Source organism: Scandinavium sp., assembly GCF_032012665.1.
Lineage (GTDB): Bacteria > Pseudomonadota > Gammaproteobacteria > Enterobacterales > Enterobacteriaceae > Scandinavium.
Genome location: NZ_DALZVG010000001.1, coordinates 108,072 through 128,672, shown reverse-complemented (window position 1 = coordinate 128,672; position 20,601 = coordinate 108,072). Strand labels below are relative to the sequence as shown.

At 57.1% G+C, this 20,601-nt stretch carries 18 protein-coding genes and 1 pseudogene; 11 read left to right on the top strand and 8 right to left on the bottom strand.

Annotation, left to right across the window (positions count from 1 at the left end; translation table 11 throughout):
- The first annotated feature begins 302 nt into the window (after nucleotides 1–302).
- The gene (locus tag RTU33_RS00590; protein ID WP_312624595.1) at nucleotides 303–1,268 is read left to right on the top strand and encodes an FAD:protein FMN transferase; all 966 of its coding nucleotides are present in this window, start codon (nucleotides 303–305) and stop codon (nucleotides 1,266–1,268) included.
- On the opposite strand, the gene dcuR is transcribed toward RTU33_RS00590, so the two are convergent.
- Nucleotides 1,249–1,968 carry a two-component system response regulator DcuR gene (dcuR, locus tag RTU33_RS00585; RefSeq protein WP_312624594.1) on the bottom strand — a complete coding sequence of 240 codons (720 nt, stop codon included), beginning with the start codon at nucleotides 1,966–1,968 and terminating at the stop codon, nucleotides 1,249–1,251. The genes RTU33_RS00590 and dcuR overlap by 20 nt on opposite strands.
- Nucleotides 1,965–3,584, bottom strand: coding sequence for a sensor histidine kinase (locus RTU33_RS00580; RefSeq protein ID WP_312624593.1), 1,620 nt, complete (start codon nucleotides 3,582–3,584; stop codon nucleotides 1,965–1,967). Before RTU33_RS00580 ends, dcuR begins: the two co-directional genes overlap by 4 nt.
- A 172-nt stretch (nucleotides 3,585–3,756) precedes the next feature.
- Here RTU33_RS00580 and RTU33_RS00575 point away from each other — a divergent pair, with 172 nt between their 5' ends.
- The 4 genes from RTU33_RS00575 to pheP all read left to right on the top strand — a co-directional run bounded on the left by RTU33_RS00575 (nucleotide 3,757) and on the right by pheP (nucleotide 9,776).
- Nucleotides 3,757–4,674: an N-acetylmuramic acid 6-phosphate etherase gene (locus RTU33_RS00575; protein ID WP_312624592.1), complete on the top strand. Its 918-nt coding sequence runs from the start codon at nucleotides 3,757–3,759 to the stop codon at nucleotides 4,672–4,674.
- A gap of 279 nt (nucleotides 4,675–4,953) precedes the next feature.
- The gene (locus tag RTU33_RS00570; protein WP_312624591.1) at nucleotides 4,954–6,027 is read left to right on the top strand and encodes a YncE family protein; all 1,074 of its coding nucleotides are present in this window, start codon (nucleotides 4,954–4,956) and stop codon (nucleotides 6,025–6,027) included.
- A 57-nt stretch (nucleotides 6,028–6,084) separates the two neighbouring features.
- Complete coding sequence (locus RTU33_RS00565) at nucleotides 6,085–8,280, top strand: TonB-dependent siderophore receptor (RefSeq protein WP_312624590.1); 2,196 nt, start codon at nucleotides 6,085–6,087, stop codon at nucleotides 8,278–8,280.
- 104 nt (nucleotides 8,281–8,384) lie between these two features.
- Nucleotides 8,385–9,776, top strand: a complete 1,392-nt coding sequence (pheP, locus tag RTU33_RS00560; RefSeq protein ID WP_312624589.1) for a phenylalanine transporter — start codon at nucleotides 8,385–8,387, stop codon at nucleotides 9,774–9,776.
- 42 nt (nucleotides 9,777–9,818) lie between these two features.
- Here the strand turns inward: pheP and RTU33_RS00555 are convergent, their stop codons facing one another.
- Together RTU33_RS00555 and RTU33_RS00550 are read right to left on the bottom strand one after the other, a co-directional pair.
- Nucleotides 9,819–11,060: a mechanosensitive ion channel family protein gene (locus tag RTU33_RS00555; protein ID WP_312624588.1), complete on the bottom strand. Its 1,242-nt coding sequence runs from the start codon at nucleotides 11,058–11,060 to the stop codon at nucleotides 9,819–9,821.
- 64 nt (nucleotides 11,061–11,124) lie between these two features.
- Nucleotides 11,125–12,543, bottom strand: a complete 1,419-nt coding sequence (locus RTU33_RS00550; protein WP_312624587.1) for an MFS transporter — start codon at nucleotides 12,541–12,543, stop codon at nucleotides 11,125–11,127.
- A 108-nt stretch (nucleotides 12,544–12,651) separates the two neighbouring features.
- Here RTU33_RS00550 and RTU33_RS00545 point away from each other — a divergent pair, with 108 nt between their 5' ends.
- The 3 genes and pseudogenes from RTU33_RS00545 to RTU33_RS00535 form a co-directional block, all read left to right on the top strand.
- Nucleotides 12,652–13,521: a helix-turn-helix transcriptional regulator gene (locus tag RTU33_RS00545; protein WP_312624585.1), complete on the top strand. Its 870-nt coding sequence runs from the start codon at nucleotides 12,652–12,654 to the stop codon at nucleotides 13,519–13,521.
- 26 nt (nucleotides 13,522–13,547) lie between these two features.
- Complete coding sequence (locus RTU33_RS00540; RefSeq protein WP_312624584.1) at nucleotides 13,548–14,585, top strand: DUF2157 domain-containing protein; 1,038 nt, start codon at nucleotides 13,548–13,550, stop codon at nucleotides 14,583–14,585.
- Between the two features lie 80 nt (nucleotides 14,586–14,665).
- Nucleotides 14,666–14,758: pseudogene (locus RTU33_RS00535) on the top strand (XRE family transcriptional regulator); the annotation flags it as partial.
- A 71-nt stretch (nucleotides 14,759–14,829) separates the two neighbouring features.
- On the opposite strand, the gene nfsB reads toward RTU33_RS00535, so the two are convergent.
- From nfsB to RTU33_RS00520, 3 genes are all read right to left on the bottom strand, one after another.
- On the bottom strand, nucleotides 14,830–15,483 hold the full coding sequence (nfsB, locus tag RTU33_RS00530) for an oxygen-insensitive NAD(P)H nitroreductase (protein ID WP_312624583.1): 654 nt from the start codon (nucleotides 15,481–15,483) through the stop codon (nucleotides 14,830–14,832).
- Between the two features lie 118 nt (nucleotides 15,484–15,601).
- Entirely contained in the window at nucleotides 15,602–15,970 is a 369-nt protein-coding gene (locus tag RTU33_RS00525) for an MmcQ/YjbR family DNA-binding protein (RefSeq protein WP_312624581.1), read from the bottom strand.
- Complete coding sequence (locus RTU33_RS00520; RefSeq protein ID WP_312624579.1) at nucleotides 15,967–16,548, bottom strand: TetR/AcrR family transcriptional regulator; 582 nt, start codon at nucleotides 16,546–16,548, stop codon at nucleotides 15,967–15,969. Before RTU33_RS00520 ends, RTU33_RS00525 begins: the two co-directional genes overlap by 4 nt.
- Before the next feature lie 192 nt (nucleotides 16,549–16,740).
- On the opposite strand from RTU33_RS00520, the gene RTU33_RS00515 reads away from it, so the two are divergent.
- From RTU33_RS00515 to RTU33_RS00505, 3 genes are all read left to right on the top strand, one after another.
- The gene (locus RTU33_RS00515; protein ID WP_312624578.1) at nucleotides 16,741–17,841 is read left to right on the top strand and encodes an MBL fold metallo-hydrolase; all 1,101 of its coding nucleotides are present in this window, start codon (nucleotides 16,741–16,743) and stop codon (nucleotides 17,839–17,841) included.
- Between the two features lie 33 nt (nucleotides 17,842–17,874).
- Nucleotides 17,875–18,216 carry a RamA family antibiotic efflux transcriptional regulator gene (locus tag RTU33_RS00510; protein WP_312624577.1) on the top strand — a complete coding sequence of 114 codons (342 nt, stop codon included), beginning with the start codon at nucleotides 17,875–17,877 and terminating at the stop codon, nucleotides 18,214–18,216.
- Between the two features lie 126 nt (nucleotides 18,217–18,342).
- On the top strand, nucleotides 18,343–19,902 hold the full coding sequence (locus RTU33_RS00505; protein ID WP_312624576.1) for an alpha/beta hydrolase-fold protein: 1,560 nt from the start codon (nucleotides 18,343–18,345) through the stop codon (nucleotides 19,900–19,902).
- Here the strand turns inward: RTU33_RS00505 and RTU33_RS00500 are convergent.
- Entirely contained in the window at nucleotides 19,888–20,136 is a 249-nt protein-coding gene (locus tag RTU33_RS00500; protein WP_312624575.1) for a DUF1158 domain-containing protein, read from the bottom strand. The two genes, RTU33_RS00505 and RTU33_RS00500, sit on opposite strands and share 15 nt — an antisense overlap.
- Between the last annotated feature and the right edge of the window lie 465 nt (nucleotides 20,137–20,601).

The following is a 20,601-nucleotide window of genomic DNA, read 5'->3' as shown; positions in this document are numbered from 1 at the left end:
CACAATCAGTCCCCTCTCCCTCAGGAGAGTGGGAGAAAACCAGACTGGCGCTGTTATTAATTGCGTGCACAATCAGTCCCCTCTCCCTCAGGAGAGTGGGAGAAAACCAGACTGGCGCTGTTATTAATTGCGTGCACAATCAGTCCCCTCTCCCTCAGGAGAGTGGGAGAAAACCAGACTGGCGCTGTTATTAATTGCGTGCACAATCAGTCCCCTCTCCCTGAGGGAGAGGGTTAGGGTGAGGGTCAACCCATCCGGCAAACGCCACCAAAAGAGCCACCACCATGATGAGGGCAACCGCCATGCCAACAGACGATTCGGTTTACAGCTATTCCGCCGTTCTGATGGGGTCGCCCATCCTGCTGAAGCTCTTCTCCCACAACGAACCGCTGGCTTCCCGCGTATTTGGCCTTATCAAACAGTACGAAGATTTGCTGACCGTTAACCGCGCGCAGTCGCAGGTGATGGATATCAATCACGCTGCCGGGGAACGTCCGGTGGCGGTCAGCCGTCCGGTGTATCAGCTGATTAAATGCGCCAAAGCTGCGAGTATGCTGCCCGGCAGCGCGTTCAACCTGGCGATTGGCCCGCTGGTCAAACGCTGGCGCATTGGTTTTAAAGGCGACAGCGTGCCGCCTGCAAATGAGATTGCGGTCCTGCTGGACGTCACCAGGCCAGAAGACGTCGTGCTCGACGATACCGCGCTGAGCGTGTTCTTAACCCGCAAAGGGATGGAAATCGATCTCGGTGCGATCGCCAAAGGCTACATCGCCGACCGCGTGCGCGATCTTCTGCAAAAAGAGGGCGTGACTGAAGGGCTGATCAATCTGGGCGGCAACGTCCAGACGCTCGGCACGCCGCAGGGCTGCTGGAGCATCGGGCTGAAAAAACCGTTCTCGAATGCTGATGCGCTGGTGGGTGCGATGGAAATCGCCAACAAATCGGTGGTTACCTCCGGCACCTATGAACGCTACTTCGAGCAGAACGGCCAGCGCTATCATCACATCCTCGACCCGCAAACGGGTTACCCGCTGGATAACGAACTCGACAGCGTGACCATCATCTCCACCGACTCACTCGACGGTGATATCTGGACCACGCTACTGTACGGTGCGGGCGTGGAGAAGGGCTGCCGGATGCTGAAAGGACGCGAGGATATCGAAGCGATTTTCGTCACCAAAGCGCGGGAAGTGGTGCTTTCTTCCCGTCGCCAGTTCCGCTTTACCCTGCTCGACGACAGCTATCGCCTTATTGACCGTACTGCTTGAGCAGGCCGTACTGTTCCGCCACAAGACGATAGCGATAGACCGGCCGCCCGGTGGCGCCGTAGTGAATGCTGGTGAACAGAATGTTGATCTGCGCCAGCCAAATCAGATACTTCCTGCATGATACCCGCGAAATATTGACCGCATTTGCCAGATCGTCGGTCGAAAACTCCGTGCCCGGATGGGCGTCAATCCACTGGCAAATGGTGCGCAGCGTCTGTGGCGTTAAGCCTTTCGGCAGCTTTTTGCTGTCGGCCACTTCCGGCGTGCCGCCGTGCAGTAGCCTGTCCACGTCAGCCTGCTCGTAATAAGCGTGCGCCCCCATCAGGTTTTTCTTCTCACGCCAGGCGGTAAGCGCCTCTTCAAACCGCGGGAACTGGAAGGGCTTGATCAGGTAATCGACCACGCCGTAGTGAATGGAGGTCTGGATCGTCGCGGCGTCGGCGGCAGAGGAGATCATGATCACATCAATCGCCCGCCCGGAGGCGCGGATCGCCGGCAGCAGATCCAGACCGTTGTCCTGCTGCATGTAGACATCCAGCAGGACCAGATCGATATCCAGCGCGGGATCGTTGACCATCAGCGTAGCCTGCGCCAGCGTGGAAGCGGTGCCGCAGCAGTGAAAACCGGGCACCCGGGCAACATACATCCGGTTCAGCTCGGTGACCATCGCGTCGTCATCAACAATTAATACATTTATCACGCACTCTTCCTTTCACTGTCCCACGGGAGACTGACAAAAAATTGGGTAAACACGCCGGGCTCGGATTCTACCGTAATCGTTCCGCCCAGTTCATCTAACTGCTGGCTGGCAAGGAACAGGCCGACGCCCCGGTTCTCGCCTTTGGTGGAGAAGCCCTTGGCGAAAATGGCCTCCAGATTGGCTTCGGGAATGCCGGGGCCGTCGTCACTGACTTCAATGGTCAGCCAGCCTTGCTGATAATGCATCAGCAGGCTCACTTCGCCTTCTTCCTGCTGGCTCATGGCGTCCAGCGCGTTTTCAATCAGGTTGCCGAGCACCGTCACCAGCACCGTCACCTGTTTTTCATTCGGGTTATCCGGCACCAGGCTTTCATCGGCCAGCTGGAGGCTAAAGCCACGCTCTTTTGCCCGGTTGATTTTGCCGATCAGGAAGCCTGCCACCACCGGTGATTTCACCCGATGCTGAATGGCGCCGATATCGGTCTGATACGTCTGCGCGGTCTGCAATACGTACTCTTCAAGCTTATCGTAACTTTTCATGCTGAGCAGGCCAAGGATCACGTGCAGCTTGTTCATGAACTCGTGCGAGGTGGTGCGCAGGGCATCGACGTAGTTGACCATGCCGTCAAGACGCTGCATCAGCTGGCTGACTTCGGTTTTATCGCGGAAGGTGCTGATCGCGCCAATGACGCGACCCTGGCTGCGAACGGGCACGGTATTGCTGAGCAGCAGGCGACCGTTGCAGCCGAGCTCTCTGTCCTGAATGGGTTCGCCGCTGGCGACCACTTCGGTGAGGTTGTTGAGCAGCTGGGCCTGGCCCGGCTCGCCCTGGGCAATGCTTGATGAGGAGAGCAAAATCTGGCGAGCGGCGTGGTTTATCACCGTCACGCGACCCTGGGCGTCCACCGCCATCACGCCTTCCTTCAGCGACTGGAGCATCGCCTGGCGCTGCTGAAAGAGGCTTGAAAGCTCGGATGGCTCAAGGCCCAGCAGCTCACGCTTGAGCACCCACACCAGAAAACAGATGCCGATGCTCCCGACGACCATGCTGAACAGGACGCTCCAGATCACGCCCCAGCGTCCGCGGCTTATCTGTTCATCCACTTTGCTGAGCGAAATGCCGATGGCCACCACGCCAATCTGCCGGTGATTATCGTCATAGACGGGCGTAAACACGCGTAGCGCTTCGGCCAGCACGCCGTGGTTAATCGCCACGCTCTCGTGACCTGCCAGCGCCGGGTGGAGATCGTCGCCGATAAAGGGTTTGCCGATGAGGGTGTTATCCGGGTGCGAATAGCGAATGCCGCGCATGTCCGTTACCACGGCGAACAGCAGATCGTTGCGCGCCTGCACCGCGTGAGCGAGCGGCGCGATGGGGCTATCCTGCGGCGGCTGAAGCAGGCCCCGTTTTACTTCGGGGGAATCCGCCAGCGTTCTCGCCACCGCCAGCGCCGTTTCTTTTACGCCATCGCGCGTGGCGTTGCCAATCTGTCCGAGCCACAGGGCCCAGACGAGGATCAGCACCGTGCCTACCACGCTGCAAACCATCAACGTCACCAGGGTACTGAGTTTCATCCGCCGCTTTAGCGGGGCGGCGGCGAGGGGGGAATCGCTCATGTCGATCTCACGGCTAACCTCAAAGGGGTAATTATCGCCGCCGGGGCAGATTTTTTAAAGCCGCGTAAAAAAAAGGAAATTTACCATGCGGGCGGGGAAGCGTGACGGCACTCGCAGGCTGTCGCTCAGAATAACCTTATAGTGAATAAGGACGCTAACCAAGGAGGTTGTCATGAGCATTAAGCCAATGAGTTCTGCGATGGAACGTCGCAACGCCGAAACCACCGGGATCGACAAGCTTTCGACCCACGATATGCTGGCGATGATCAACAGGGAAGACCGACTGGTCACCGATGCCATTGCCGCCTGTTTGCCGGAGATAACCCGTCTGGTGGACAACGCGACGGCAACGCTGAGCCGCGGTGGCCGCGTGATACTGGCTGGTGCAGGCGCATCGGGCCGTGCGGCCGTGCTGGCGGCGGGGGAATTTGCGCCGGACAATAAGCACTCGCTGCTGGCGCTGATGGCGGGCGGGCTGCAGTCGATGGTGCAAACCTCGGAGCTGGCGGCTGCAGATTACGATCGCGGGGTAAAAGATCTGGAAGCGATTGCCTTTAGCAACAACGACATGCTGATCGGCCTGAGCATCAGCGGTAAAACGCCGTGGGTCTGGGGCGCGCTGCGCCATGCGTGGTCGTTGGGTGCGAGAGTGGCAATAGTGACTCAGGATGCCAGCAGCGAAGCTGCTCAGTTAGCGGATATCGCCGTCGTGCCGCCAACCGGGCCGGAGGTTGTCGCCGGGTATAACAACCCGAAAGCGCAGCTGGCGCAAAAACAGATCCTCACCATGCTGACCACCGGGATAGCGATCCGCAGCGGGCGCGTTTACAGCAACCTGCGGGTTGACGTGCAGGGTAACACCACGCGCTGGCAGGAGCGGCAGATTGCCCTCGTGATGGAATTGACCGGCTGCCCGCGCGCGCAGGCGAAAGTCGCGCTGGCGAACGGCAACAACCATTGCCGTACGGCAATCCTGAGTATCATGACCGGGCTCGACGCCTGGCGCTCGCGTGAGCTGTTAAGTGACAACAACGACAACCTGCGTTTAGCGTTAATGGAGGCGCAGGAGAAGCAGTTGCACAACGCCTGACAGCCTGCCCGACGGGCCCGGTAAGGCAAACAGCAAAAATCCTCTCCCGAGAGGATTTTTTTTTGTATCAGCCTCCCTCGCCATGTGGCAGGTTGGCCGGGGAGAGGGCATCAGGCCGCACAGCTTACCTGCAGACGACACCTGCTTACCTCCATTCTAAAAACCGCTCAATACCTGATTTCCATCCATTCTCCCCGTGAATGTTTATGCTTGAAGAAATAAAGATAATACGTATAGTTCTCATTCTCTTTTTTATTTATCTTTTGAAGGGAACTTTTCATGAAACGTCAACTCACCGCGATGGCACTGGCCTTCATTCTGGCGGGCTGTGCTGCGCAGAGCACGAAAGCCCCGCAACCCGCACCGCAGCTACAGGCTGCCGCACAAGCTGAGCAGCTGATCCAGCGCGATCTTGCCGATGGCCTGTACGAAATGGCGCTGAGCCCGAAAGGCGATGCGCTGTATGTTTCCAGCGCTGAAGGCTTTAAGGACGTGCAGGGCGGGGTGGTGTATAAGCTCGACCCACAGACGCTGAAGACCCTCGGCGCGAGCCACACGGATCTGAAAAACTTCGGCATGACGATTTCTGACGACGGCCAGACGGTCTACGTCACTAACTCGCTGGACGGCGGCATCAGCGCGCTGAACACCGCTGACGGCAAGGTAAAAGCACGCCTGCTGTTCCCGGAGCGTAACGAAAAAGGGCTGCCGTACGGCGCACGCCAGGTGCTGCTGCATAACGACACGCTGTATGTAGGTGCGGTGGCCGATCCGGCGGTGATTTGGGTGGTGGACGCGAAAACGCTCAAATTAAAAAACCGTATCAAAAACACCGGCAAATGGATGACCGGGCTGCACTATTCGGCCAGTACCGGACGCATATATGCGGCTAACGGCGGTGGGGAAATCCTGGTCATCAATCCACGCAACAACCGCATTGAGCATCGCTGGAAGCCGCTGGGCGACAAACCTGCGCTGCTGCTGAACATCGCCGAAGACAGCGACACCGGCCGCCTGTTCGTTACCGACAACTCAAAAGCCAAAACGACGCTGGTGCTGGATATCCATAGCGGCAAGGTAATTAAGCAGCTGGATATCGGTGATTCGCTTGGGGTGGTGTTTAACCCGAAACGTCACGAACTGTACGTGTCACAGCGCGAATCTGGCAAAGTGCTGAGCCTCGATGCCACCTCTTATGCGGTGAAAAAGAGTTGGGATCTGAAGCCGAATCCAAACAGCCTGCTGCTCTCCGCCGATGGCCAGACGCTGTATGTCACCGTCAAGCAGGCCTTCAATAAAGATCACTCGACCGATGGGCCCGATCGCGTCGTGCGCATCGCGCTGAATCACTAAAAAAACCGGCCCGGCAACGGGCCATTTTGTTTCACTTAGCCTCGTTAAAAGTCAATTATGCACAACACCAACTTTACGGCGTTTCGTAAAACGCTGCTCGCGCTTGCCATTGGCGCGGTTTCACACTCCGCTCTTGCGGCGGACACCTCAACCCCTGGCCCGAAAAAAGGCGAAGAAACCATGGTGGTTCAGGCCACCGAAGGCAGCGATTTTAAAGCAGGCGGCAACGATCTGGTGCCTGCGTTCCTCGACGGACAGGTTGCCCACGGCGGACGAATGGGGATGCTCGGTGAGCAGAACGCCATGGACGTCCCGTTCAACGTTATCGGCTATACCTCGAAGCTGGTAAAAGATCAGCAGGCGAAAACCATCGCTGACGTGGTCAGCAACGATGCCAGCGTGCAGCCCGTGCAGGGCTACGGCAACTTTGCGGAAACCTACAAAATTCGCGGCTTCGAACTCGACGGCGATGATATGACGATGGGCGGCCTGCCGGGCGTGGTGCCGCGTCAGGTGATGGATACCCAGATGCTTGAGCGCGTGGAAATCTTCAAGGGCGCGAACGGCCTGATGAACGGCGCGGCGGGTAGCGGCGTCGGTGGGATGATCAACCTTGAGCCGAAACGTGCGGAAGATGCGCCAAACGCCAGCGTCGGCGTGGATTATACCTCCGATTCTCAGGTCGGCGGCACGGTTGACGTGGGCCGTCGCTTTGGCGACAGCAACCAGTTCGGCGCGCGCGTGAACCTCGTGCATCGCGAAGGTGAAACGGCGATCGATGCCGATAAGCGCCGCACAACGCTGGCTTCTCTGGGGCTGGATTACCGTGGAGATCGCCTGCGTACTTCACTCGATTTAGGCTATCAGAAGAAAACCTTCCACGGCGGCGAGATGGGGCTCAACATCACCGGCGTGAACTTCATTCCCGAGGTGCCGGACACAACGAAAAACTACAGCCAGAAGTGGGGCTACAGCGACATTGAAAGCGAGTTCGGCATGGCGAAGGCCGAATACGATCTGACCAGCAACTGGACGACCTACGCGGCGTTCGGTGGGCAGCACTCCCATGAAATCGGCAGCTACTCGGCGCCGAAGCTGATTGACGAAAGCGGTGACGCCACCGTCGGGCGCCTCGATACCAACCGCATTATCGATGCGTGGAGCGGCATGGGCGGCCTGCGCGGTAACTTCGACACAGGCCCGGTATCGCACCAGGTGAACGTTGGCTATTCCGCGCAGATCAAAACGGATAAAACCGCGTGGCGCATGTCGGCCAACAACCCGACCACCAACATTTACGATAACCACGATGTTGCCAAACCGGACAACGCCTATTTCGGCGGAGACTACTACGACCCGCTGACGACCGCCCGCAGCCGCACGCAAGGTTGGCTGCTGAGCGACACGCTGGGCTTCTTCGACGACCAGGTGCTGCTGACGGGCGCTGCACGTCATCAGAAAGTGGTGGTGCGCAACTACAGCAATGTTACGGGCCTCGAAGATACCTCTTCCCGCTACACCGAAAGCCGCTGGACGCCAACTTACGGCATCGTCTACAAGCCGTGGAAAGAGATTTCACTTTATGCCAACCACACCGAAGCGCTGCAGCCGGGCGATAACGCGCCGAAAGGCGCGGCGAACTACGGCGAAAGCATGGGGATCCTGCATTCGAAGCAGAATGAAGTGGGCGTGAAGATGGACTACGAGCGCGTGGGCGGATCGCTTGCGCTGTTCGAAATCAAAAAGCCGTCGGCATTGCTGAACGGCGACAACAAATACGTGCTGGACGGTGAGCAGCGTAACCGCGGTATTGAGCTGAACGTGTTTGGTGAACCGGTGCTCGGCCTGCGCCTGAACGGCAGTACAACCTGGCTCGATCCGAAGATGACCAAAACCGCTGGTGGCACCAACGACGGCAACGACGCGATTGGCGTCTCCCGCTTCTACGCGGTGCTTGGCGGCGAGTATGACATCAAGCCGATTGAAGGCCTGACCGCAACGGCCAAAGTGAACTATACAGGTTCACAGTATGCAGACGCGGCAAACACTAAAAAGCTCGACAGCTACACTACGCTCGATCTTGGCGTGCGCTACCGTATGCGCGTCAACGCTGACCAGAACGACATGGTCTGGCGTGTGGGCGTGGATAACGTCACTAATGAGAAATACTGGTCCGGTGTGGAGAGCTACGGCACCTACATCTTCCAGGGCGAACCGCGCACCGTGAAGGTGACGATGAGCTACGATTTCTGATGTGACCCTCGTCCCGGCGGGATGACTCGCCGGGGCGGAACTTGCGACATCGTGGATGAAGTGTTAAAAGGTGCCCCTTCTGAAAAATGCGACAGGGGAACGACGTGAAAAACGCGTCATCGGCATCCGGTAATCCGCCAGCGGATGCGGCGTCAGAATCACAACCGACGCTTCAGCGCGGTCTGCAAAACCGCCATATTCAACTTATTGCCCTCGGCGGTGCCATCGGCACCGGACTCTTTCTCGGTATCGGACCTGCCATTCAGATGGCCGGGCCTGCTGTTATCCTCGGCTACGCCATCGCCGGTATCATCGCCTTTTTGATCATGCGCCAGCTGGGCGAAATGGTGGTTGAAGAACCGGTTTCTGGCTCATTTGCTCACTTTGCCTATAAATACTGGGGGCCGTTCGCGGGCTTTCTCTCCGGCTGGAACTACTGGGTGATGTTTGTCCTGGTGGGCATGGCCGAGCTGACCGCTGCCGGGATTTATATGCAGTACTGGCTGCCGGAGGTGCCGACCTGGATCTGGGCGGCAGCGTTCTTCATTATCATCAACGCCGTGAATCTGGTGAACGTGCGGCTGTATGGTGAAACTGAATTCTGGTTTGCGCTGATTAAGGTGCTGGCGATCCTCGGCATGATCGGCTTTGGCCTGTGGATGCTGTTCAGCGGCCACGGCGGGGAGCATGCGAGCTTCGACAACCTGTGGCAGCATGGCGGCTTTTTTGCCACCGGATGGCACGGCCTGGTGCTGTCGCTGGCGGTAATCATGTTCTCTTTTGGCGGGCTGGAGCTGATTGGCATCACCGCTGCAGAGGCTCGCGACCCGGAAACCACCATCCCGAAAGCGGTGAATCAGGTGGTGTACCGCATTCTGCTGTTCTACATCGGCTCGCTGGTGGTGCTGCTGGCGCTCTACCCGTGGGTGAACATTACATCTGACAGTAGCCCGTTTGTGATGATTTTCCATAATCTTGACAGTAACGTGGTGGCATCTGCGCTGAATTTTGTCATCCTGGTGGCGTCACTCTCGGTGTATAACAGCGGCGTCTATTCCAACAGCCGGATGCTCTTTGGCCTCTCCGTTCAGGGCAATGCGCCGAAGTTCCTCACCCGCGTTAACCATCGCGGCGTGCCGGTGAATTCATTGCTGCTGTCCGGAGCCATCACCTCGCTGGTGGTGCTGGTGAACTACCTGCTGCCGCACGAAGCCTTCGGCCTGCTGATGGCGCTGGTGGTGGCCACGCTGCTGCTGAACTGGATTATGATTTGCCTGGCGCACCTGAAATTCCGCAACGCGCAGCGGAGAAAAGGGCGTGAGCCGACCTTCCGTGCGCTGTGGGCACCCGCCAGCAACTATCTGTGCATCGCCTTTTTACTGATGATTTTCGGCCTGATGCTGATGATGGACGATATGCACCTGTCGGCTATTCTGCTGCCCGCGTGGGTGGTATTCCTGTTTGTGGCGTTTAAGGTATTAAGAAAACGCGCCTGATCGCCTGATAAAGAAATCCCGCCATCTGGCGGGATTTCTTTATTACACTGTGACGCCAGAAAGGGACCGAATATCATTCCCGGTCGGCGTCTGGTGAATGCGTAAACCAAACTCTTCCACCACCGCGAAAATATGGTCGAAAATATCGGACTGAATCCCTTCATATTCTGCCCACACTACGGTGTTGGTAAAGGCATATATCTCCAGCGGCAAACCGTTGGCATCGGGTGCCAGTTGACGCACCATTAAGGTCATATCTTTGCGAATTCTCGGATGATTGCGCAGATATTCATTCAGATAAACGCGGAAGGTACCGACGTTGGTCATTTTACGCCGATTAAGAATCGACTCGTCGCTGCCGTGCTCTTCGTTCCACTGACTAATTTCCTCATGACGGCTGTCCATATACGGCTTCAGCAGCTTCGCCTGAATAAGGCGCTGCTGTTCCTGCTCGTCGAGAAAATGAATGCTGGTGGTATCGATATTAATGCTGCGCTTAATGCGACGCCCGCCGGAGGCCGACATACCGCTCCAGTTTTTGAATGAATCAGACACCAGCGACCAGGTCGGAATGGTGGTAATGGTGTTATCCCAGTTACGCACTTTAACGGTGGTCAGGCCAATGTCCGTCACCGCGCCGTCCGCACCGTATTTTGGCATTTCCAGCCAGTCGCCAAGGCGCAGCATGTCGTTGGCGGAGAGCTGTATACCGGCGACTAACCCGAGGATCGGATCCTTAAAGACCAGCATTAAGACCGCCGCCATGGCGCCCAGACCGCTGATTAGAATCGCCGGAGACTGCCCCAGAAGCAGCGAAATAATCAGAATGCCGACCAGAATAGCGCTGACCAGCTTGATCCCCTGAAATATGCCCTTAAGCGGCAGCTGCGATGAAAAAGTGAATTTCTGCGACAGGTTGAGCAAGACGTCGAGCAGCGAGAAAAACGCCAGCAGGGAATAAAGCATCACCCACAGCTGGGCGCAGGTCATCAGAATAGTTGCAGCGTCGCTGCCTTTTTGCAGCCAGAGTGCAGTCTGAACCTGAACGACTATCCCCTGAATCGTAAAGGCGATCCGATGAAATAACTTATTCTGGGTGATGATTTGCAGCCAGAAATGTTGACTCGCCTGTGCGCGTTTTTCGAAGGTGCGCAGTACTATCCTGTGTAATATCACGTGCAGGATAATGGCGGTCAGAAAGATAATGGCAAAAACGATCATCAGCGATGTGGTGTGGTTTATTTCAAGGCCCCATTTTTTCAGGGCAATAATAATTTCCTGCATAACTTCTCCTCTTTATCAGCGGTCATGATGACCGCTGAGAGAATAAGATGCAAATCGACGTCGATTATGATGTGAGCATTGGGCAACGGGTCAAATGGCGGCGGTAGCCCAGCGCCAGTGCCCCAAGGGCCAGCATCAGCACGACTTCAAGCGCCAGAAAGCCGACGATAGCGAGGGTGTAATCTCCCTGTGATGCCAGCGCCAGAAACGCGCTGCCAAGTACCGCAGGGCCAAGGCCCAGCGTCGATTGTTGCAGGGTGCTGAGGATGGCGCTCCCCGCGCCCGCATCCCCTGGCTGAATATCGCGCATGCCAATCCGGTAGAAGCTGTTGACGATCAGCGCCTGACCATAGCCAACCAGCGCCGTCGCCGGGGCCAGCGTCAGGGCATGGGTGCGCATGCCGAAATGCCAGAAGGTGAGCATCAGCAGCACCAGGCCGCTGATTTGTACGGTCAGACCGGTGAGCAGGATACGGCCCATGCTGTAGCGTGCGATCAGCTTCGGGGCGTACAGCGCCGAGACGAAATAGGCGATACCCAGCGCGATAAAGCTGCTGCCCGACTGCCACGGTGCCATGCCGAGGCCCGACTGCATGGTCAGCGCCATGCAGAACATAAAGCCGGACCAGGCGCTGAAAAACAGCAGCGCGATCAGAATACCAAAGCGGATGCTCGGCAATTTCAGCAACCGTGGCGGCAGCAGCGGCGTTTGCCCGCGGGCTTCTTTCACCAGCGCACTGCTGCGCATCAGCCACATCAGCGGGATGAGCGCCAGCAGCATGAGCTTCAGCGCCCACGGCCAGTGCAGCTCCATGCCCAGCGCCATTGGAAACAGCAGGCAGCAGAGGATCGCGGCGAGATACAGCGTGCCCGGCCAGTCGATACCTGAAGGCGTTTCGCTGCGGGTTTCAGGTACGTAGCGCTGGCTTAAGGCCAGTACGATAAGGCAAATCGGCACGTTAATGAAAAAGGCGTTCCGCCAGCCAAGCCCGGCGAAATCGGCCGATACCAGCCAGCCGCCGCCCATCTGTCCGACGATAAAGGCGATACCGCCAATGCCGCCGTACAGGCTGATGGCCCGGGCATGCGCGCTGCCTTTCAGCGTGACGTGCAGCGTTGCCAGAATTTGCGGCACGATAAGCGCCGCGCCTGCGCCTTGCAGCGTTCGGGCTGCCAGCAGCGAGTGAATCGACCCGGCCATGCCGCACAGCAGCGAGGCCACGCCGAACAGCGCTACGCCCCACATAAACAGCCGCCGCCGTCCGTAGTTGTCGCCGAGTTTACTGCCCATGGCGAGGCACACCGCAAAAGCAACGCCGTAGAGGGCGACGATAAGCTCCAGCTGCGTCGGGCTGGTGTGCAGCGAGCGGGTAATCGAATCCAGCGCGACGTTGGTGATAGAGGTGTCGATAAGCGGCAGCATCTGCCCGGTCAACAGCAACAGCAGACCGGCACGACCGGGTGAAACAGCAGACGTATTCATGGTGTTCTCCATTGCGTCATTCAGGGATCGGACGTAGCATCGCTGAATTAATAAACGGGTACCAGTTCCTGCTTATACTGGTACTGACGCTACCCTGCTGGAGGTAACATGTCGCTGATCGTCCCCGTTGAGGCCGCACCCGCACGGCACGATGATAACCGAAAACAGCTTGGCGCCTTTTTACGTGCGCGGCGGGAAAGCCTTGACCCGCAGCGGCTTGGGCTTCCGCGCAGCGGCAGAAGGCGCACACCCGGCCTGCGTCGTGAAGAAGTCGCGATGCTGGCAGACGTAGGCGTCACCTGGTACACGTGGCTGGAGCAGGGCAGGGAGGTGAACCCTTCGACGCTGGTGATGCAGGCGATTGCCCAGGCCTTGCAGTGCAGCGCGCTGGAAACCCGACATCTGTTTGTGCTGGCCGGGCTGCCGCCGCTGGAATCCCTGCAGGCACCGCAGTGCGAAGGCATCAGCGCCGGAACGCGCAGAATGCTCGACAGCCTGATGCCGCAGCCTGCCAGCATTCAGAAACCCAGTTTTGATATCGTCGCCTGGAATGAGAGCTTCTGCCGCCTGATGGGCGTCGATTTCGCCTCAATCCCGGACGAAGATCGCAACTGCATCTATCTTTATCTGACCAACGATGCCTGGCGGACAAGGATTGCGAATCCTGACGTCCTGCCAACGTTTGTTTCTTATTTTCGGGCGGCCATGGCGGAGCATCGCGGTGAACCGGAGTGGGAGAACAAGCTTGCACGTTTCTTTGCCGCTTCTGCTGAATTTGAATCGCTTTGGCGTCAGCGATACGACGTGCGCGGCGTGGAGAATCAGATCAAAATGTTCAATCATCCGCAGTTAGGGATGTTCAGTCTGCAACAAATGTACTGGTATTCCGCCCCGCGTAATGGATCACGATTGCTGGTGTATCTCCCGGTCGATGAAGACGGTGAGCAGGCGCTCGCGTGGCTCGATAAACAGGGTTAATCGCCCGCTTACTTTCAGGGAAAGAGATGAACGTCACCCGTAAACAGGAACGCATTATTCGCCGGGCGCTGGCCGACTGGCAGCAAACGGGCGCACTAAGCCCGGACGAAGAGGCGCGGCTTGCGGCTACCCTTAAGCCACAGCTTTTCGACTGGAAACGCCTCAGCCGCTATGCCTTCTGGACGGCGCTGGCCTGTGTGCTCATCGCGTTGGGCAGCCTGTTTGCCGACAGCTATCTGATGGCGGTGCTTTACTCACTGTTTTCACATTCTGGCCTGCTGCGCATTGGCGTGCCGCTGCTGCTGGGCGCGCTCTGCTACCTGTGGGGCTTCCGGCGCCAGCGACGCGAGAGCCAATGGCACTACAGCACCGAAGCCATTCTGTTTCTCGGCGTGGTCTTTACCGCGCTGATGCTCTGGCAGCTGGGGGAAAGGCTCGATGACGGCAGCGGCCACATTGCACCGCTGTTTCTGGTTGGCTGCGCTATTTACGGCGTGGTGGGGTGGCTCGGCCGTTCGTCGCTGGTCTGGCTGTTTTTCCTGCTCGCGCTGGGCAACTGGTTTGGCGCGGAAACGGGCTATATGTCCGGCTGGGGCGCTTACTGGCTGGGGATGAACTTCCCGATTCGCTTTGTGCTGTTCGGCGGCGTTCTGCTGACGGCTTGTCTGCTGCTGGGCCGTATTCTGCGGGGGCGTAATCTGTTTACCGTCAGCAAAGCGATGGGGCTGACGTATCTGTTTATCGCGCTGTGGATCATGTCGATTTTCGGCAACTATGATGCCGACAGCTGGTACAGCTCAACCCATGCGGAGCTGCTGCCGTGGGCGTTGTTATTTGCCGTCGCCGCTGGCGTTTGCGTGTATATCAGCCTGAAAACCGACGACGGCATGCTGCGCGGCTTCGGCCTGACGTTCCTCGCCCTCAACCTCTACACCCGCTTCTTCGAATACTTCTGGGACGGCATGCATAAAGTGGTGTTCTTCCTGATCCTCGCCGTTTCTCTGGCGGCCCTTGGCAAATATGCTGAAAAAATCTGGCATGCGGGCGGGCAGGAAAATAAGTAGTCCATCAGCTTCACTGGTTTTTTCTCGAACACGCTTCCCGCTTTGCACTTCCGTTCTGCTATGGATTGCCCGATGCGCTAATGGAGGCCAACGTGACGCGTGCCAGCCTCGATACCCTCACGCGCTATGCGCTGGCCTGCGGCGTGGAATCGCCGACCATTCAGCTTTATTAACACTGCCCGAGGGCGCTTCCTGGTAACCTGTTATCCAGGCCCGGCAAACGCAGCGCCGCCGGGCAAAGCCGTTAAATCTCGGTGATCGTAGTGCTCTGCGGCAGGCGGGATTTCGGCAGTTCGGCGTTAAAATCCTCCACGCTGTGACGGCCAACCGGAACTACCACAACGCTGGTAAAGCCTTTTTCGGTCAGGCCGAACTCTTTATCCATCACCGCGGCATCAAACCCTTCGACTGGCACCGCGTCGAGGCCCATTGCGGCTACGCCCAGCAGGAAGTTACCCACGTTCAGGTAAACCTGCTTCTGCATCCAGTGCGCGTCATCTTTCAGCTCTTTACGATGCAGGTCAGCAAAGAACGTGCGGCCTTTATGGTTGCCTGCTTTGGCTTCCGGCGTAGCAAAGCGGCCATCGGCCTCTTCCTGATCGACGACTTTTTCCAGCCAGGCATCGTCCATCGCCGTTTTGGCGCAGAACACCACGACGTGGGAGGCATCCAGCATTTTGCGTTCGTTGAAGACGAAGCCGCCCGCGGCGGATTTCGCCACGCGGGCTTTCCCTTCTTCGGTGCTTGCCACGATGAAGTGCCATGGCTGCGAGTTAGTGCTGGATGGGCTGAACTGCAGCAGGGTTTTCAGATTTTCGGCCTGCTCAGCGGTCAGCTTAAAGCCGGGGTCAAAAGCCTTGGTAGAGTGGCGTTTTAAAGCGATGGAAATGATGTCCATGATAACTCCTCAAGAGATAACAGCCCCTTAGGGCAGATTGATGGGAGGAGAGTACAGGGAGAGCGGGCGTTTGATAAGAGAGAATAGTGCGAAAACACTTGTTGTTTTTAGCTATAAATCAGGCGGGCCGCATCATCTTCTGCTGACGTTTTGGCAGCTTATCCACCACGCAGTGCCAGGAGTCGGTGATTAACCCTTCGATCAGCTCCGGGCTGATATCATCGCCGCCGTAAACGGTTATCCAGTGTTTTTTATTCATGTGATAGCCCGGCCCGATACTTTTATAAATCTCCTGATGCAGCAGCACGTTATCCGGTTTGGCTTTGAGATTGATAATCGGTTGCCCGCGTAGCGTCATGGCAAGCATAAACATTTTCCCGCCGACCAGATAAACGTCACACCCCGGCCCGAACGGCCAGGAGGGTTCGGTGAAGGGAAGCTCAAGGGCGAACTGATGAGCGTGTTTGGCTAATGCCTCGCCGTTCATGCGGGATTTTCCTCGGCCAGGGCCAGCCACATGGCTTCAAACCCGAGTGCGGTTAAGTCGCTGGCGCGCTCCGGCTCGTGGCTGGCAAATTCGATGGTCGTTTCGGCAAGCGATAAAAACAGCGCATCGCCAAACGCCTGAAACTCGGAGGAGAGAAACACGCTGCGCACCGAGCGTTGGCAGAGTTTATGCAGCTCAGGGAACATGTCCGTGACCTGCTGTTTGGTGTCGGCGGTGATTTTCTCGCTCACGGCCATGCGGCGAATGGCTTTGTGGCCGATCGGGTTACGCACGCCCCAGGAGATGTAGCTGTTCCAGATGCAGCGTGTGAGCTCTTTCGGCGTAACGGCATCCGTAATGCCCGCCAGCATGGTTTCACACAACGAACTCTTCAAGTGCAGATAAAGCGCGTTGAGCAGATCGTCTTTCGTGGCAAAGTAGCGAAACAGCGTTCCTTCAGCAACGCCCGCGTTACGGGCGATCAGGGCCGTTGAGGCCGCTATACCCTGCTGGGCAATAGCCGATGTTGCGGCTTCCAGTAAGGCCTGCTTTTTATCTTCACTTTTAGGACGAGCCACTACACTTTACCTCTCCGACGATAAAAAACACCGATTGAAACACGCTCCCTGAAGTACTTCAACGTTGAACGTCAAAAATTGAAAATCGCCTTGACGACTTTCGCTCGCTTTCTATAATGAGTGCTTACTCACTCATAAGCAAGTTTTCTCCTAAGTACGTTCTCCAGGATGGAGCGGTTCTTCGGTTCGGATATGCAGCGTCTTCTTCTAAGTGTGGTCATCATCATGTTAATTGCCAGTGCAGCAAGTTTACCGTTCGTGTTGAATGCCGGTTTTGGCAAAGCGCCGCAGGGCGAACAGCTCAACGCCGTGGAAGGTTCCGCGCACTATCGCGACGGGCAGTTTCATAACCAGCAGCCGACGCCGAGCTGGTCCGGGCAGAAAAGCATGCCGCGCGCTATCTGGGAGTTTTTAACCGAAAAGCGCCCAAACGCGCGTCCGGAGCGGCCGTTGCCGATGGTTAAAACCGATCTCGCCAGCCTGCCGCTTCAGCAGGAGGTCATGATCTGGCTCGGTCATTCATCCTGGTACTTACAGCTTGCCGGGAAACGTATTCTGATCGACCCGGTCTTCAGCAGCTATGCCGCGCCGTTCTCCTTCATCAATAAGGCGTTTGAAGGCGAGTATCCATGGCGTGCTGAAAACATGCCCGAGATCGACCTGCTGATTATCTCTCACGACCATTACGATCATCTGGATTACGCGACGATCAAAGGCCTGATGCCGAAGATCAAACGCGTGGTCACTCCGCTTGGCGTCGGGTCGCACCTGCGCTACTGGGGTATGGACAGCGCCATCATTACCGAAGCCGACTGGAACCAGCAGGTCAAGATAAGTGATGAGCTGGTGGTACACGTGCTGCCCGCTCGCCACTTCTCCGGCCGTGGCCTGAAACGCAACCAGACGCTGTGGGGCAGCTTTATGTTCGTCACGCCAGAGCAAAATATCTATTACAGCGGCGACAGCGGCTATGGCCCACACTTTAAGGCCATCGGCGAGCAGTTCGGCCATGTGGATTTGGCGATCATGGAGAACGGCCAGTATGACCAGGACTGGAAGTACATTCATATGCTGCCGGATGAAACGGCACAGGCCGCCGTGGACCTGAACGCTCGCGCCGTACTGCCGGGCCACGCCGGGCGTTTCGTGCTGGCCAAACACACTTGGGACGATCCGTATAAACGGCTGGCACAGGCGAGCGCCGGGAAAAATTATCGTCTGTTAACGCCGGTTCAGGGTGAGCCGGTGTGGGTCGCCAATCGCGATCAACAATTCCGTGCCTGGTGGGAATAACCACCGCGCAGTTTCACAAGAGGGGAGGAAGGTATGACGATTTCCGCTCAGGTTATTGACACCATCGTCGAGTGGATTGACGACAATTTGCACCAGCCGCTGCGCATCGACGACATTGCCCGTCATGCGGGATATTCGAAATGGCATTTGCAGCGCCTGTTTCTACAGCAAAAGGGGGAAAGCCTTGGACGCTATATCCGCGGGCGCAAGCTTAAGCTCGCGGCAGAAGATTTACGGGATACCGATCAGAAGGTATACGATATCTGCCTGAAGTACGGTTTTGACTCACAGCAGACCTTCACTCGAGTCTTCACCCGCACCTTCAAACAGCCGCCCGGTGCCTGGCGCAAAGAAAATCAAAGTCGTGCGCACTAGCGTATAAAAACAGAGCCTGCGTAAGCGGGCTTTTTTACGCCTGCTTCCTGGAATACTCAAGTGATATTGCAAACCATTCCCATTTGCATTAGCGTGTTGCCCTCTCACAACAGGAACGTTAACGTAATGAAGATGGCGTGGAGTGGTTTACTGATTGGGTTAAGCGCGCTGCCAGCGGCGGCCTGCGAATCCTCTTCTCTTCAGGGAGAGCAAAAGGGCAAATTTGACGCCAGCGGCGAGGTCTGTTTTGCCCTGCCGGAGCTGGGGGAAAACTACGTTCAGGCAACGCTGGTCGGCGTGACAGACGCCCGTCTGCTCGACCGGGACAACCGCCGTATTCGTACGCTGATTGAGGGCGGTCCGGCGGACGGTACTCAGACGCTGCTGTTTTCACTGCCGGTTCATCAACCCTCGACGCTGGTGCTGAACGGTAATGAGGGGGCACGCTGGCATTTTCAGTGGCGTATGAAGGAAACTGAGGCGCAGGCGTTGGCAACCAGCCCGGATCCGGCAAGCCCCACGCTTCAGCGGCTGGCGGCCTCGCTTGCCGCTGGCGGCAACACGGAAGCCTTCTGGCAAAAACGCCAACTTGAAGGCACGCCAATGATTGAACCCGTGGATGCGCAGCACAAGCGCGTGACGTTTCTCTGGCGCGGGGCACGGCAAAACGTATTTTTGCTCGGCTCGCCTGCAGGTGAGCACGATCCGCTGTTCCGCCTGAATGATTCTGACGTCTGGTTTCGCAGCTACGTCGTGCCCGTCGATACCCTGATGCAGTACAAGCTCGCGCCTGACGTACCGCACATCGGTACCGATCCTCACCAACAGCGCCGGGCTCTGTTGGTCAGCGCCCAGGCCGATCCCCTGAACCCCAACACGCTCCAGCCGGACGGCGATCGCTGGAACCGCCATTCGCTGCTGGCGCTCAACCCTGCCCGTTACTGCACGCTGGCCAGGATGAAAAAGCCCATTCAGTATGGTCAGTTGACCCACCATGCGTTCGACAGCGATTTTCTCGGCAATACCCGCGAGATAAAAATCTATCGCCCGCGACTGCCGCAGCCCGCACGCTGGACGCTGCTGCTGTTCGACGGCAGGCAGTATCAGGATGATTATCACTTTGCCAACGTGCTCGACGATCTTATTGCCCGTCACGTGCTGCCGCCGGTGAACGTGGTATTCATCGATACGCTCGATCACACCCGGCGCAGTGCTGAGCTGCCCCCAAATCCGCGCTTTGCCGATTTTATGGCACACGAACTGCTGCCGTGGCTGCACCGTCAGGGGCTTAACCTGCAGCGGCAGAAAACGGTGCTGGCGGGGTCGAGCTATGGTGGCCTGGCGGCATCGTGGGTGGCGCTGCGCTACCCGCGCCTGTTTGGCAACGTGCTGAGCCTGTCCGGCTCTTACTGGTGGGCGCCGAAAGGTGAAGCTTCCGACTGGCTGACGCACCAGTATCAGCAGTCTCCGCGCTATCCGATTCGCTTCTGGCTGCAGGCGGGCACGTTCGAAACCAGCGGCCCCGGCGGCGGCAATTACTCTAACACTCTTGAGTTTGAACAGGTGCTGCGCGACAAAGGCTATCGCGTCAGCTTCCACCCTTACGCCAGCGGGCACGACTATGCAGCATGGTGTGAAGCGCTGGTGGACGGGATGCGTGATTTCGCAGGCTTAGTTCGCCAGTGAGAACCAGCGACGCCAGATAAAGCGCAGGACGAAAAACTCGATGGCACCGAGCAGCAAAAACCAGATGCAGAACAGAATGGTGTAGAGCTGGCTCAGATCCATCAGGTGGAACACGCTGACCAGCTTTTGCGCCACCGTCAGCCCCAGGGAAGGGGCGGGCAGCAGCAGGCAGGAGAGAAAGGCCATCAGCAAAATGCCGCCAGCGGTGATGAGGGGGTCGAGCGGATGTTTCATTATGATGTTAATCGGTAGTTAAAAAATACATTGTCCGGGAAATTCCTCCGTAACGCAATATTCATCTCTTGTGCGATATTTCGCACGGCAAAAAGATGAAATCTCATCTCTCTCTATAAATAAAGTTTTAAATTCGCCAATATAAATTGATATGTAAACTAACGTTATAATTAAGTTAGCAGCTTTACGAACATATAAGTGCTGTATCCCACCAGAGTGGCAATCACGATTGCAGCTGCAATAAATAGTGCCAGGCGGCGTGCAGGGTAGGTTCCTGACATAGATAACCTCGTTTAATAATGGTTTAAAAAGTCGCGGTATTATATCAATCAATAAATTGATGAACGCAGTTTTGAATATTGTCCGGGATTTATTATTGCGTTGGATCAATTTTTTTTCACAGCAAGATAAACGTTATTTAAACATTTTAAATGTCGGCCCGAAATTGACTTCAGGTTATTTGCT